Source organism: Halorhodospira sp. 9621 (genome assembly GCF_022228055.1).
Classification (GTDB): domain Bacteria; phylum Pseudomonadota; class Gammaproteobacteria; order Nitrococcales; family Halorhodospiraceae; genus Halorhodospira; species Halorhodospira halophila_A.
In genome coordinates this window covers 1-12,955 of the sequence record NZ_JAJNRD010000006.1, presented here as the reverse complement: position 1 = coordinate 12,955, position 12,955 = coordinate 1, and the positions used below count along the sequence as shown (strand labels likewise).

14 protein-coding genes and 1 tRNA gene are annotated in these 12,955 nt (G+C 70.2%); 9 read left to right on the top strand and 6 right to left on the bottom strand.

The genetic code is table 11. The features are described from left to right. Window positions 1-26 precede the first annotated feature (26 nt). The 5 genes from rpmA to LRF89_RS04550 form a co-directional block, all read right to left on the bottom strand. Entirely contained in the window at window positions 27-284 is a 258-nt protein-coding gene (gene rpmA, locus LRF89_RS04570; RefSeq protein ID WP_201171682.1) for a 50S ribosomal protein L27, read from the bottom strand. 15 nt (window positions 285-299) lie between these two features. Then, window positions 300-614 (bottom strand): 50S ribosomal protein L21, encoded by a 315-nt coding sequence (gene rplU / locus LRF89_RS04565; protein ID WP_201171683.1) that lies wholly within the window; start codon window positions 612-614, stop codon window positions 300-302. A gap of 154 nt (window positions 615-768) precedes the next feature. Continuing rightward, a tRNA-Pro gene (locus LRF89_RS04560) sits at window positions 769-845 on the bottom strand. A gap of 11 nt (window positions 846-856) precedes the next feature. Continuing rightward, on the bottom strand, window positions 857-1,828 hold the full coding sequence (gene ispB / locus LRF89_RS04555) for an octaprenyl diphosphate synthase (RefSeq protein WP_201171684.1): 972 nt from the start codon (window positions 1,826-1,828) through the stop codon (window positions 857-859). Window positions 1,829-1,886: 58 nt separating this feature from the next. Next, window positions 1,887-2,390, bottom strand: a complete 504-nt coding sequence (locus LRF89_RS04550) for a hypothetical protein (protein WP_201171685.1) — start codon at window positions 2,388-2,390, stop codon at window positions 1,887-1,889. Window positions 2,391-2,506: 116 nt separating this feature from the next. Here LRF89_RS04550 and LRF89_RS04545 point away from each other — a divergent pair, with 116 nt between their 5' ends. Then, window positions 2,507-4,138 carry a BCCT family transporter gene (locus tag LRF89_RS04545; RefSeq protein ID WP_201171686.1) on the top strand — a complete coding sequence of 544 codons (1,632 nt, stop codon included), beginning with the start codon at window positions 2,507-2,509 and terminating at the stop codon, window positions 4,136-4,138. 33 nt (window positions 4,139-4,171) lie between these two features. Here LRF89_RS04545 and LRF89_RS04540 read toward each other — a convergent pair whose 3' ends face one another. Further along, a complete protein-coding gene (locus LRF89_RS04540) occupies window positions 4,172-5,506 on the bottom strand; it encodes a DUF3422 family protein (protein WP_238636663.1) in 1,335 nt (444 codons plus the stop codon). Between the two features lie 97 nt (window positions 5,507-5,603). On the opposite strand from LRF89_RS04540, the gene cobU reads away from it, so the two are divergent. The 8 genes from cobU (at window position 5,604) to LRF89_RS04500 (ending at window position 12,881) form a co-directional block, all read left to right on the top strand. Then, a complete protein-coding gene (gene cobU, locus LRF89_RS04535; RefSeq protein ID WP_201242598.1) occupies window positions 5,604-6,140 on the top strand; it encodes a bifunctional adenosylcobinamide kinase/adenosylcobinamide-phosphate guanylyltransferase in 537 nt (178 codons plus the stop codon). A 40-nt stretch (window positions 6,141-6,180) separates the two neighbouring features. After that, a complete protein-coding gene (gene cobT, locus LRF89_RS04530) occupies window positions 6,181-7,278 on the top strand; it encodes a nicotinate-nucleotide--dimethylbenzimidazole phosphoribosyltransferase (RefSeq protein ID WP_207189817.1) in 1,098 nt (365 codons plus the stop codon). Next, window positions 7,275-7,904, top strand: a complete 630-nt coding sequence (locus tag LRF89_RS04525; RefSeq protein ID WP_201171691.1) for a histidine phosphatase family protein — start codon at window positions 7,275-7,277, stop codon at window positions 7,902-7,904. The genes cobT and LRF89_RS04525 overlap by 4 nt, the downstream gene beginning before the upstream one ends. Next, entirely contained in the window at window positions 7,901-8,653 is a 753-nt protein-coding gene (locus LRF89_RS04520) for an adenosylcobinamide-GDP ribazoletransferase (RefSeq protein WP_238636662.1), read from the top strand. Before LRF89_RS04525 ends, LRF89_RS04520 begins: the two co-directional genes overlap by 4 nt. Window positions 8,654-8,662: 9 nt before the next feature. Continuing rightward, window positions 8,663-9,589 (top strand): adenosylcobinamide-phosphate synthase CbiB, encoded by a 927-nt coding sequence (cbiB, locus tag LRF89_RS04515; RefSeq protein ID WP_201171696.1) that lies wholly within the window; start codon window positions 8,663-8,665, stop codon window positions 9,587-9,589. A gap of 10 nt (window positions 9,590-9,599) precedes the next feature. Continuing rightward, window positions 9,600-10,625, top strand: coding sequence for a threonine-phosphate decarboxylase CobD (cobD, locus tag LRF89_RS04510; RefSeq protein WP_201171698.1), 1,026 nt, complete (start codon window positions 9,600-9,602; stop codon window positions 10,623-10,625). Between the two features lie 147 nt (window positions 10,626-10,772). Further along, window positions 10,773-11,762: a Gfo/Idh/MocA family protein gene (locus LRF89_RS04505; protein ID WP_238634526.1), complete on the top strand. Its 990-nt coding sequence runs from the start codon at window positions 10,773-10,775 to the stop codon at window positions 11,760-11,762. Window positions 11,763-11,774: 12 nt separating this feature from the next. After that, on the top strand, window positions 11,775-12,881 hold the full coding sequence (locus LRF89_RS04500) for an aminotransferase class I/II-fold pyridoxal phosphate-dependent enzyme (protein ID WP_201171701.1): 1,107 nt from the start codon (window positions 11,775-11,777) through the stop codon (window positions 12,879-12,881). Window positions 12,882-12,955: the final 74 nt, after the last annotated feature.

Sequence of the window (12,955 nt, the reverse complement as noted above, 5' to 3'; positions counted from 1 at the left end):
TACGGGTCCGGAATGGGTCGCCGCCCTTAGACCGCTTCGATTCGCACCCGGCGGCGCTGGGCCGGCCCCTTGCGCTCGAAGACAACCCGACCGTCGCTCTTGGCGAACAGGGTGTAGTCCTTGCCCACCCCGACGTTCTCGCCGGCGTGGAAGTGGGTGCCGCGCTGGCGGACGATGATGCTGCCCGCAGAGACCGCCTCACCGCCGTAGCGCTTGACGCCCAGACGCTTTGACTGAGAGTCGCGACCGTTCTTGGTGCTGCCGCCCGCCTTCTTGTGTGCCATGCCTGATGCCCTCCGTCAGCCGGCGTTGATGCCGGTGATCTTGACCTGGGTGTACGGCTGCCGATGACCGTGGTGGCGACGATAGCCCTGCCGCCGCTTGAACTTGGTCACCTCGACCTTGCGATGCCGGTCCTGCTCAAGGACCTCGGCCTTCACGCTGCCGCCCTCGACCTGCGGCGTACCGATCTTGACCTCGCTCCCTTCGCCGACCATGAGGACATCGTCGAACTGCACGGTCTCGCCGACCTCGGCCGGGAGCTTCTCGACTCGCAGCACGTCTCCTTCCGAGACCCGGTACTGCTTTCCGCCGCTTCGGATCACCGCGTACATCGGCGTCTTGCTCCTGTCTACTCTGATGGCTACGGGCCGCCGCTCGATTCGACACGATCACCGCGCCTGACCCCGGGGCCGCTTCCGGGCCGTCGAACGATTGGGGAGAGGCGGGCGTGGTGGCTGCGGTCGATCCGCGGCGCCTTGGATTGTCTGGTCGGGGTGGCAGGATTTGAACCTGCGGCCCCTGCCTCCCGAAGGCAGTGCTCTACCAAACTGAGCTACACCCCGTGTGCAACCTGTTACGCTGTCCGGGATACCGAGTTGCGGGCCAAGTGTACCAGCGCATCCCGCCAGGGACTACCCGGAACCGCTGAGGTGAGCTGCTCGATGGCCTGCTCAACCTCAACCTCAGCGAGGCGCCTAGTATATTCAGCCGATCCGGTCTTTTCAATCGCCCGGCCGACGGCTTCCATCTGATCCAGCCCACCGGCCTCGATGGCCTCCCGGATCAGGTCACGGTCCGCGGGCTCACCCTCGCGCATGGCGTGGATCAGGGGCATGGTGGTCTTGCCCTCGGCCAGGTCGTCACCGATGTTCTTGCCGATCTCGGTGGCATCGCCGCTGTAATCCAGAGCATCGTCCACCAGCTGGTAGGCCGTCCCCAAGTGCCGCCCGTAGGCCGCCAGGGCCTCGCATCCGGCCTCGTCCAGTCCCGCGAGCACCGCTCCGTTCTGACAGCCGGCCTCGAACAGGGTCGCCGTCTTGCGGTAGATCACCTGCCGGTAATCGGCCTCAGTGAGATCCGGCTCGTGGACGTTCATCAGCTGCATCACCTCGCCCCGGGCGATGGTGTTGGTCGCCCGCGCCAGGATCCGCAGTACGGCCATGGAGTCGAGTTCGACCATCATCTCGAAGGCCCGGGTATAGAGGAAGTCGCCGACCAGCACGCTGGCCTCGTTCCCCCAGATGGTGTGCGCCGTCTGTTGGCCACGACGCATGTCCGAGCCGTCCACCACGTCGTCGTGGAGCAGCGTGGCGGTGTGGATGAACTCGATGATCGCCGCCAGCTGGACGTGATCCGTGCCCTGGTAGCCGCAGGCCCGCGCCGCCAGAAGCACGACCGTGGGGCGCAGACGCTTACCGCCACTGTTGACGATATGGTGGGCGAGCTGGTTGATCAGAACCACGTCCGACGACAGCCGCGCCTGGATCAAGCGGTTGACCTCCGCCATGTCGTCGGCGGCGAGCTCACGGATTGCATCAAGGTTCATGGGCAGGATCTGCGCTCCGGGTCAGCCCCGCGGATGCTAGGCAGGGGGGCCAGGGGTGTCAAGCACGGCCGCGGCGACCGCGCCGGCCGCTGCGCCAGATCGAGACCAGCACCAGCAAGGCCAGCACCGGGGCCGCATAGACCGCCACCAGGGCTACGGTCGCCCCCAACTGGGGCAGCGGCTCGGGAATCGGCGGGGCCCCCAACAGGCTGTAAGCGGTGACCCGATCAAGCCAGTGGCTGATCTCGTCTGCACCGAGCGCCTGCTCGCCCCATCCGGCCGTCGGCAGCCCGTAGCGACCACCGACGACGGCGTAGACCAGCGCCGGCATCGCCCAGAGTATCCAGGCCAGGAATGCCCGAACCGCCGTTACCCGGGCCAGCCAAGGCCGCTGCCGGGCGACGTGAACGGCCAGTACACCGATCAGGGCAAACCCGGACCATACCGGCCACCAGGCGGGCCAGGCGGCGGCGATCGGCGCCGAGACCATGGGCCCGAGTGCGACGGTCACCACGGCCAGGATGCCGACGACGGACAAAACGGGGAGCATCCCGCGATGCATGCACGCCTCCTTGGGCCCCGCGGCGCGGCCAACGCCGCAGGACGCGTCGGTGGTTGTTAGGCTAGGGCGCCCGTGCGCCAGCCCGTTAGCCTACCGCAAAGCAGGAGCCAGCAGCGATGTTCAACGTAGCGACCCGCGGTTTCTTCAAGGGCATGAGCCCCCGGGTGACCGCCGTGTCCACCTTCCTTGTGGCCGCCTTTGCCCTGGCCGGAGCCGTCTGGCCGAAGCAGCTGGAGACGGTGGTCACCGGCTGGCGCGAGGCCTTGACCCCCTTCCTGCAGTGGTACTACGTGCTGGTCGTGGCCGCCTTTCTGCTGCTGGTGATCTGGCTGGGCACCGGGCGCTTTAAGAACGTGCGCCTGGGCCAGGACCACGAGGTGCCCGAGTTCCGAACCTTCTCCTGGCTCACCATGCTCTTCGCCGCCGGAATGGGCGTCGGCCTGATCTTCTGGGCGGTCGCCGAGCCCATCTCCCACTTCGACCGAAACCCGTTCACGGTCAGCGACGACCCGAGCGAAGCCGCCGACACCGCGCTACGCCTGGCCTACTTTCACTGGGGCCTCAACGGCTGGGCGGTCTTCTCGCTGGTCGCCCTCATCCTCGCCTACTTCAGCTTCCGCCGCGGGCTGCCGCTGACCATGCGCTCGGCCTTCTACCCGCTCATCGGCAAGCACATCCACGGCCCCTGGGGGGATGCCATCGACGTCCTAGCCGTGTTCGCCACGGTCTTCGGCATCGCCACTACGCTGGGGCTGGGCATCCAGCAGCTGAACACCGGCATCGGCGAACTCACCGGGATCACGGCGGGCACCACCGGTCAGATCGCCATCGCTGTCACGGTGATGGGCGTCGCCACCGTATCGGTGCTTTACGGCGTGCAGTCCGGGGTGCGCATGATCAGCGAGGCCAACTTCTGGATGAGCGCCGCGGTGCTGCTCTTCTTCCTGCTCTGGGGGCCGACCCAGTACCTGCTGGCGCTGATCGTGCAGTCCACCGGCGACTACCTGCAGAACCTCTTCACCCTCTCCTTCCATACCCACGCCAACGCCGAGGGCAACTGGCAGGCCGAGTGGACCCTCTTCTACTGGGGGTGGTGGCTGGCCTGGGCGCCCTTCGTCGGGATCTTCATCGCGCGCATCTCGCGCGGCCGCAAGCTGCGCGAGTTCGTCATGGGCGTGCTGCTGGTGCCGACCGGTATCACCATCGTCTGGATCGGACTGTTTGGCGGCAACGCCATCCACCTTGAGCTCTTTGGCCCCGGCGGGGTCACCGAAGCCACCCGCGAGGAGGTCAGCACCGCCGTCTTCCGCACCATCGAGCTGATGGACGTGGGCCTCTGGGGAGCGGCAGCGTCGGTGCTGGTGACCGTGCTCATCGGCACCTACCTGATCACCTCCGCGAACGCCGGCATCCTGGTCACCCAGACCCTGCTCTCCAACGGCTCGACGGAGATCTCCCGGCTGCACACGGTGATCTGGGGCACGGTCATCACCCTGGTGACCATCGTGCTGCTCACCGCCGGCGGCCTGACCACCCTGCAGGGCGCGGTCATCGCCGCTGCAGTGCCGTTCTCGTTCATCATCCTCGGGATGGTCGTGGGCCTGCTCAAAGCGCTGGAGGAGGAGCGCTTCGCACCGCGGCCCGGCGAACGCAGCGAACCGCCCATGGAACCGTGGGCGCAGGTGGAGTCGGACTGGCACACCAGCGACACCAGCACCGGCACGGCCACCGACCGGGTGGAGGGCTGATCCGCGGCCGGCGCCGCGCCGGCCGGCGCGGCGCTAGGCCTCCTGGCGTTTGGCGATGCGGTAGCGGACCAGGCGCACCACCAGCCAGATGGTGAACACCACCACCGGCACCGCCAGCCCCTGGGTGACCTCCACCCGGATCGGGGCACCGGCGTCGCGCGCCGCCTCCAGGACGTAGCTGATCAGCCCCATCAGGTAGTAGCTGATGGCCGCCACCGACAGCCCCTCGACCGTCTCCTGCAGCCGGAACTGCAGCTTGGCGCGGCGATCCATGGAGTCGAGCAGATCGCGGTTCTGCGCCTCCAGGGCCACGTCGATGCGGGTGCGCAGCAGATCGCCGGTGCGCGATATACGCTCGGAGAGCGACTCGCGCCGTTCGGTGACCGTGGCACAGGTGCGCATGGCCGGCACCAGGCGCCGCTCCATGAACTCCTGGATGGTCTGTACGCCCTGGATGCGCTGCTCGCGCAGCTCCTGGATGCGCCGTTCGACCAGCTCGTGATAGGCACGCGCCGCATGGAAGCGGTAGTTGGTGTTGTTGCCGATACGCTCCACCTGGGCGGCCAACTCCATCAGCTGACCGAGCAGGTGCTGCTCGTCACGCTCCCGGCTCGAGCCGGTCATGCGCTCAGTGATCCCGGCCAGCTGCTCCTCGAGCTCGTTGAGCTGAGGGTTGAGGCGCCGCGCCACTGGGAAGGCGAGCAGCGCCATCATGCGGTAGGTCTCGATCTCGAGCAGACGCTGGATGGCACGCCCGGCCTGGCGCTCGCGCATGTTCACATCGCGCAGGAGGATGCGCGAAAAGCCGTCATCGTGGATACGGAAGTCCGTCCACACCCGCGCCGCTCCGCCGGCGATCTGGCTGCCAACGATCGTGTTGTCGTTGAACAGCGCCACGATTCCGCTGCTGGTCCGCGGCTGCGACCAGGACGGCTCCAGCGCGAGATGGATGCCGACCAGGCGCGGTCCGGGCAAACTGGCCAGCCAGTCCTCGGGCAAGCGTTCGATGGGTGGCCCCTCGAACGGGTGGTCGAACTCGTCCTCGACGATGAAGGTGTAGGTCGAAACCTCAGTGCGCCGCTCCCACTTGAGCCGAAAGGCGCCGAAGTCACGGGACATGTGCTGGGCATCCGGCTCCGGCGGCTCCACGCCGAAGCGCTCGCACAGATCCGCTACGGCCGCCCGATCGGCATCCGCGGAGTGGCGCCCGGAGAACATCCCCAGGTGACTGACCCGGGCCGGGGCCCGCAGGCGCTCATAGGGTCGGGCGTGAATCTCGTCGTTGACTTCCTGGCGCAGGGGGTGGTCGACGTAGGCCCCGGGGACGGGGTCACTGGCCTGGTGCCTTTCCGTTACGTTAAGGGTCATGCTGGCTGGCTTTCTCTGCATCGGGCATGCGGTCCCGACCGGGACCGGCTAGTGCAAGGGTATGGTATCCTCCCTCACCCGTGCCAGGGGGAATACCATGCGGGAACTCATCCTCGGCGGCGTCCGTTCGGGCAAGAGCCGTCATGCCGAACAGCGCGCGCGCGAACTCAGCGACGATGTCGTCTACATCGCCACGGCCCGACCCCGCGGCGATGCCGGCATGGCCGAGCGCATCGCCGCGCACCGGGCGCGACGCCCCGCGCACTGGCAGACGATCGAGGCCCCGCTGGAGCTGGCCCGGGCCATCGAGGCGCACAGCGCCCCGGGCCGCGTACTCCTGGTCGACTGCCTGAGTCTATGGCTGACCAATCAGCTCGTCGCCGGGGACGGGGCCACCGAGGCAAACGTCACCAGCGAGAGCCTTGAGCAGGCACGAACCGGGCTGGTCGACGCGGTTGCCGCCGCAGGCGGCGACCTGCTGCTGGTCAGCAATGAAACCGGTCTGGGCGTAATGCCGATGAACGCCCTGGCGCGGCGCTTCTGCGACGAGGCCGGAGCGCTGCACCAACAGATGGCCGAACGCTGCGAGCGAGTGACCTGGACCGTCGCCGGCCTCGCACAGCCCCTGAAATAGAGTCGTCCCCCCGCGACGGGCTGACGCCGCCAAGAAGGGAATGAGGAGCGCAATCGTGAACCAACCGGAGTGGCTCGATGAACCGATCCAACAGACCCATCCGCATTACGCCCAGCAGGCGCGGGCTCGACAGGATCAGCTGACCAAGCCGCCGGGATCGCTCGGCCGGCTCGAAGAGATCGCCATCCAGCTCGCCGGGCTTCAGCAGACCCCGCACCCCGCCGTGGATCCGGTCCAGATCACGCTGTTCGCCGGCGACCACGGCATCGCCGAGGACGGCGTCTCCGCCTTCGACCCGGTGGTCACGCTGCAGATGATGGAGAACTTCTCCAACGGCGGCGCAGCCATCTGCGTGATGAGCGAGGAGATCGGCGCCCAGCTGGAGGTGGTGGATGTCGGCACCCGATGGCAGGGCGCGGTGCCGCAGGCGGTGCGCGACGAACGCATCGCCGCCGGCACGGCCAACATGCGCCGGCAGCCGGCGATGACCGACGAGCAGTTCAGCGCTGCGCTCACCGCCGGCGCGCGGGCCGTCGACCGGTCCATCGATCAGCACGGCACCCGGGTCTTTATCGCCGGCGAGATGGGCATCGCCAACACCACTGCGGCCGCCGCCGTGGTCGGCGCCCTGCTCAACAAACCGGCGCCGGGGCTAGTCGGCCCAGGCACCGGACACGATGCCGCCGGGCTGCGACACAAGGCGGAGGCCGTCGACGAGACCCTGGCCCTGCACCGAGAACAGCTCGGCGGACCGGCAAACCTCAGCGAGCCGTGGCAAGCCGGTCGTCGCGTGGGCGGCCTGGAGCTGGCCGCCATGACCGGTGCCTACATCCGCTGCGCCCAGCGCGGTGTGGTCATCCTCCTCGACGGCTTCATCAGCGGCGCAGCCGCCCTGCTGGCCGAGCGACTGCGCCCCGGCACCCGCGCCTGGATGATCCTCGGCCACGGCTCCGCCGAGCCGGGTCACCACCGCATCGTCGCGGCCCTCGGCGGGCGCCCGCTGCTCGACTTCAACATGCGCCTGGGCGAGGGCAGCGGCGCTGCGACCGCGATACCGCTGATGCGCATGGCCTGCGCCATCCACAACCGCATGGCCACCTTCGCGGAGGCCGGCGTAACCCCGGAGGGCAAAGGGTGAGACCCCCCATCGAAGGCCAGGAGACCTGGATCGATCTGATCCGCCACGGCGAGCCGGTGGGCGGCCGCCGCTACCGCGGCACCCAGGACGACCCGCTCAGCGAACGCGGCTGGGCGCAGATGCGCGCCGCCCCGCTCGAGCCCGCGGCGTTGACCCGGATCGTCTGCTCCCCGCTGCGCCGCTGCCGCGAGTTCTCCGAACGCTACGCCGCCGAGCAGGGGCTGCCATTACAGGTGGAAAACGGTTTCCAAGAGATCGGCTTCGGTGACTGGGAGGGCCTGACCCCGGCGGAGCTCTACGAGCAGGACCCCCAGGGGCAGGCCCGCTTCTGGGCCGATCCGCTCCACTATACGCCGCCCAACGCCGAGCCCATGGCCGACTTCCAGCGCCGCGTCATCGATGCCTGGGTGCGGCTGCTCGCAGAGCACCCCGGCGAGCACCTGCTGCTCGTCGGCCACGGCGGGCTGATCCGCGTGGTGCTGTCGCACCTGCTGGAGCTCCCGCTGCGCGGGTTCAACCGACTCTACGTGCCCTACGCCTCGGTCAGCCGGGTCCGTGTCGAGCCCGGCACCGATCCGACCCTCTACTTCCATAACCGCGCAACATCGGCGGAGGGGGAGCGATGACCGCCTTGCGACCGCTGCTGATCGCCATCGCCTTTCTCACGCGCCTTCCGGTGCCTTCGCTCGGCCGCATCGACGACGAGGAGAGTGGCGCCTCGCTGGTCGCCTACCCCCTGGTCGGGGCGATCATCGGCACCCTGCTGATTCTGATGGCCTTCCTGACCCAAGCTTTGCCTGCACTGCTCACTGCAGCCCTGGTAGTGGTGATCTGGGCGCTGCTGACCGGCGCATTGCACCTCGACGGCCTGGCCGACTCCGCCGACGCCTGGGTCGGCGGCATGGCGCAGCGGGAACGCACCCTGGAAATCATGAAGGATCCTTCCTGCGGGCCCATCGGGGTCACGGCGATCGTCGCCGTCTTCCTGCTCAAGGTGGCAGCGGTGGCCGCCCTGCTCGACGCCGGCGCCGTACTGGCCATCGCCACAGCGGCGGTTGTCGGACGCGCCGGGCTGACCCTGCTGTTCCTGACCACACCCTATGTGCGCCCCGGCGGGATCGGCGAGGCCCTGTCCCACTTCGGGCCACCCGGCGCCTCGCTGGGCAGTGCGGCCGTGGTCACCGCCCTGGCCGCCCTGCTCACCGGATGGGCCGGGCTGGCGGCGGTGGCCGCCGGGGCAGTCGCCCTGGTCTTGGCGCAGCACGCGATGTCACGGCGCCTCGGCGGGACCACCGGCGACACCGCCGGCGCCACCGTGGAGCTCACCGAGACCGCCGCACTGCTTGGCGCCGCCGCCGTGGCGGCGAGCGTCTAGGCCGCTCCCGTGCCGTTCCCCGCCCTGATCATCGGCGCGTGGCTACTCGACCGGGTTTTCGGCGAGCCCCGCGCCGGGCACCCACTGAACGGCTTTGCCCGGGTTGCCGGCTGGCTGGAGCGGCTGCTCAACCAAGGGCGCCTGCCCGACCCGGACCGGCGCAAGGCCGGCATGGTGGCGGTCGCCATCCTGGTCGCACCGGCCGTGCTGCTCGCCACCCTGCTCACGCTGGGGCCGCTCGGCTGGGTGGTGGAGCTGGGGCTGCTCTACCTCTGCCTGGGCAGCCGCAGCCTGCGCGAGCACGCCTTGGGTGTGGCGCAACCGCTGGCCCGTGGCGACCTGGCCGAGGCCCGCGCGGCGGTGGGCAGGATCGTCAGTCGGGATGCACAGTCCATGGACGCCGAAGACACCGCCCGCGCCACCACCGAATCGACCCTGGAGAACGGCAACGACGCGGTCTTCGCCACCCTCTTCTGGTTCCTGGTCGCCGGCGCTCCGGGGGCAGTCGCCCACCGACTGATCAACACCCTGGACGCCCTCTGGGGTTACCGGACCGTGCGCTTCAACGACTTCGGCTACGCCGCCGCCCGCCTGGACGACCTGCTCGGCTGGATCCCGGCGCGTCTGACGGCGCTCACCTATGCCCTGGCGAGCCTGCGCCCGCAGGCGGTGTGGGCTGCAGTGCGCAACCAGGCCCCGCAATGGCCCGGCAGCAACCCGGGCGTGGTCCTGGCCGCCGGCGCCGCGGCCCTCGATACCACCCTCGGCGGCGCGGCCGTCTACAGCGACGGCGTCCGCCAACGCCCCACGCTGGGTAGCGGGCATCCGGCGGACGCCAACACCATCGAGGCATCAGTGGCGCTGGTGGAACGCGGGGTGCTGATCTGGATCGCGGCGGCGATCGCCCTGTGGGCGCCCTCCCCGCTGATCCCCTGAGGGGTCGTTGATGAGCGAAGCACAGCACCTGCCCGACACGCTGGAGCACGGCGGCAACCTCGCCGAGGCGACGGCGCGCTTCGGCGAGCCGCCGGGGGGCTGGGTGGACCTCTCCACCGGCATCAACCCGACCCCCTTCCCGCTGAGCGCCGCCCCGGCGGCCACCTGGCACCGGCTGCCCGAGGCCGACGGACTCGAGGCGCAGGCCGCGGCGCACTACGCCGCCGGCAACGGCGCGGCCCTGGCCCTGCCCGGCTCCCAGGCCGCCATCAGCCTGCTCCCGGCTCTCCACTCCCCAGGAAACGTGGCCATCCCGGCGCCGGAGTATGCCGAGCATGCGCGGGCGTGGCAGCACTGGGGCCACCGCGTCGAGCGCATCACCGCCGAGCGGATCGCCGCCGGGCCACCCACGCCCCCGCCCTGGCACACGCTCGTGCTGAGCCATCCCAACAACCCCTCCGGCACCCGCTACCCCGCCGCCACCCTGCTCGCCTGGTGCGATGCGCTGGCCGCCGGGGGCGGGCATCTGATCGTCGACGAGGCGTTCTGCGACGCCGAGCCGGAGACCTCCCTGGCCCCGGCCGTCGGCCGCCCGGGCCTGATCCTGCTGCGCTCGCTGGGCAAGTTCTACGGCCTCGCCGGCGCCCGGGTCGGCTTCCTGCTCGGCCCGGAGGGGCTGCGCCAGCAACTGGCCGGGGTGCTCGGTCCCTGGCCTCTGGCCGGCCCGGCCCGCCATGCCGCCGGGCAGGCCCTGGCCGACGAGGCCTGGCAGGCGGCCCAGCGACGCGCCCTGACGGCGGCGACGCAGCGGCTGGATGGGCTGCTGACCGCCGCCGGGCTGGCACCGGCGGGGGGCACGGCGCTGTTTCGCTGGGTCCCCTGCACCGCGGCGCGGCGCTACCAGGCGCTGCTGGCCCGGGCCGGGGTCTGGGTCCGCGCCTTCGATGAGCCGGCGGGACTGCGCTTCGGCCTGCCCGGCACCGAGGCGGCCTGGCAGCGCCTGGCGGCAGCGCTGCAAACCCTCGCCGCCGACTGATGCGACGCGGCCCTACAGCCCGCAGCGATCCGGTCGATAACCTGCCCAGCACGATTTTTGATAAATTAGCGCGGTTTCGCCGCAGGCCGCGTCCGGCCCAGCGCGGGCGAAGCGCGCCGCCGGCACCAAGAGAGGATCGATACGCCCATGGCCACGACCGAAGCCGCCCAGGCCGCCACACCCCGGGTTGCCGTCATCGGCGCCGGCGGCTGGGGCCGCAACCTGGTCCGCAACCTCCATGAGCTCGGCGCCCTCCACGCGGTCGTCGAGGTCAACGCCGAAAACCTGCGCCAGGTCCAGACGATCTGCCCCGACGTCCCCACCTACACGGACACCGCGGCGGCGCTGGCCGACCCGCAGCTCGACGCCGTCGCCGTCGCCACCCCGGTGGCGACCCACTACGAGGTGGTCCGCCAGGCCCTGGAGGCCGATAAGGACGTCTTCGTCGAGAAGCCCCTCACCCCGGACCCGAGCCAGGCCTGGCACCTGGTGGAACTGGCCGAGCAGCGTGGGCGGCTGCTCATGGTCGGCCACCTGCTGCTCTTCCAGCCGGCCATCCAGTGGCTGCGCGACGACCTGGCCGCCGGGCGCATCGGGCAGGTGCACAGCGTCCATCAGGAGCGTCTGGGCCTGGGGCGGGCGCGCGACTACGAGAACGCCCTGTGGTGCCTGGGCACCCACGACGTGGCCGTGCAGCGCTTCCTGCTGCCCGGGCGAACGCCCCGCGGCATGCAGGTCCACGGCCAGTGCATCCTGCAGCCGGGCATCGAGGACGACGTCTACCTCCACCTGAGCTACGACGACGGCCTGCAAAGCCACCTGCACTGCTCCTGGCTGTGGCCGGAGAAACGGCGCAACCTGGTCATCGTCGGCAGCGAGGGGATGGTGGTCTACGACGAGATCAACCAGGTGGTCACCCACCACCGCAAGGGCATCGACGGCCACCTGGACAACATCGACGAGGGCGCCGAGACCATCCACCAAGGCCACGGCCAACCCCTGCGCCTGGAGCTGGAGCACTTCCTCGACTGCCTGCGCCACGGGCAGACGTGTCAGTCGGACGGTCGCTTTGCCGCCGGCATCGTCGACCTGCTGGCCGAGGCCACGGGGCGCCTGAGAAACGCAGAGAACACATAGGAGCTGGAAAGCGTGCAGATCCCCATCTACAACCCGAAGCCGCAATACGACGCCCTGCGCGGCGAACTCGAACAGGCCGCCACGGATCTGCTGGCCTCCGGGGCCTACGTCCTCGGTCCCACGGTGGAGCGTTTCGAGCAGGCGGTGGCCGAGCACCTGGGCTGCCGGCACGCCATCGGCGTCAACAGCGGCACGGACGCCCTGCTGATCGCCCTGGTCGCCGCCGGGGTCGAGCCGGGCGACGAGGTGGTGACCTCGCCCTTCACCTTCTACGCCTCCGCCGAGGTCATCAGCCTGGCCGGCGCCACGCCGCGGTTTGCCGACATCGACCCGGACACCTTCAACGTCACCGCCGAGACCCTGGAGGCGGCCTGCACCGAGCGCACCAAGGCGCTGCTTCCGGTGCACATCTTCGGCCAGGGGCCGGATATGGCCGCCGTCAACGAGCTGGCGCGCCGGCGCGGCCTGCGGGTGATCGAGGACGTGGCCCAGGCCTTCGGGGCCCGCCAGGGCGAGGCCCGGCTGGGCACGCTGGGCGATCTCGGGGCCCACTCGTTCTATCCGACCAAGAACCTGGGCGGTTTCGGCGACGGCGGCATGATCACCACCGATGACGACGAGCTCGCCGCTCAGTGCCGGCTGCTGCGTCTGCACGGCCAAGAGCGCCGCGACCACCACACCCTGATCGGCTACAACTCGCGGCTCGACGCCATGCAGGCGGCCCTGCTACAGGTCAAGCTGCCCCACGTGGACGGCTGGAACGCCCAGCGCAAGGAGATCGCCGCGCTCTACGACCGCGAACTGGCCGGCCTGCCGGGTCTGACCACGCCGCATACGGCGCCCCACGGCGATCACATCTTCCACCAGTACACCGTGCGCATCGCCGACGGCCGCCGCGACGCCGTGCGCGACGCCCTCCAGGCGGCCGGCATCGGCTGCATGGTCTACTACTCGGTCCCGGTCCACCAGCAGCCGGTCTACCAGCACCTGGAGGCCCACTGTCCGGTGGCCGAGCAGGCCTGCCACGAGGTGCTGAGCCTGCCCATGTGGCCGTACATGGGCGAGGAGCGCGCCCTCCAGGTGGCCGAGGCGGTGCGTCAGGCCCTCCAGCAGGCCTGAGCCGGGCACCGCCCCGACCCGGATCACCGGCTACCCCGTCGTCGCCACCGAAGCCGGCTGCCGCGCAGGCCGCC

What these genes read in the sequence shown, in the direction of transcription:
- cobD (WP_201171698.1), top strand. Translation starts at nt 9,600, where the DNA reads ATGAGCGAAGCACAGCACCTGCCCGACACGCTGGAGCACGGCGGCAAC.
- LRF89_RS04505 (WP_238634526.1), top strand. Translation starts at nt 10,773, where the DNA reads ATGGCCACGACCGAAGCCGCCCAGGCCGCCACACCCCGGGTTGCCGTC.
- rplU (WP_201171683.1), bottom strand. Translation starts at nt 614, where the DNA reads ATGTACGCGGTGATCCGAAGCGGCGGAAAGCAGTACCGGGTCTCGGAA.
- rpmA (WP_201171682.1), bottom strand. Translation starts at nt 284, where the DNA reads ATGGCACACAAGAAGGCGGGCGGCAGCACCAAGAACGGTCGCGACTCT.
- LRF89_RS04520 (WP_238636662.1), top strand. Translation starts at nt 7,901, where the DNA reads ATGACCGCCTTGCGACCGCTGCTGATCGCCATCGCCTTTCTCACGCGC.
- LRF89_RS04550 (WP_201171685.1), bottom strand. Translation starts at nt 2,390, where the DNA reads ATGCATCGCGGGATGCTCCCCGTTTTGTCCGTCGTCGGCATCCTGGCC.
- ispB (WP_201171684.1), bottom strand. Translation starts at nt 1,828, where the DNA reads ATGAACCTTGATGCAATCCGTGAGCTCGCCGCCGACGACATGGCGGAG.
- cobT (WP_207189817.1), top strand. Translation starts at nt 6,181, where the DNA reads ATGAGGAGCGCAATCGTGAACCAACCGGAGTGGCTCGATGAACCGATC.
- LRF89_RS04540 (WP_238636663.1), bottom strand. Translation starts at nt 5,506, where the DNA reads ATGACCCTTAACGTAACGGAAAGGCACCAGGCCAGTGACCCCGTCCCC.
- cobU (WP_201242598.1), top strand. Translation starts at nt 5,604, where the DNA reads ATGCGGGAACTCATCCTCGGCGGCGTCCGTTCGGGCAAGAGCCGTCAT.
- LRF89_RS04545 (WP_201171686.1), top strand. Translation starts at nt 2,507, where the DNA reads ATGTTCAACGTAGCGACCCGCGGTTTCTTCAAGGGCATGAGCCCCCGG.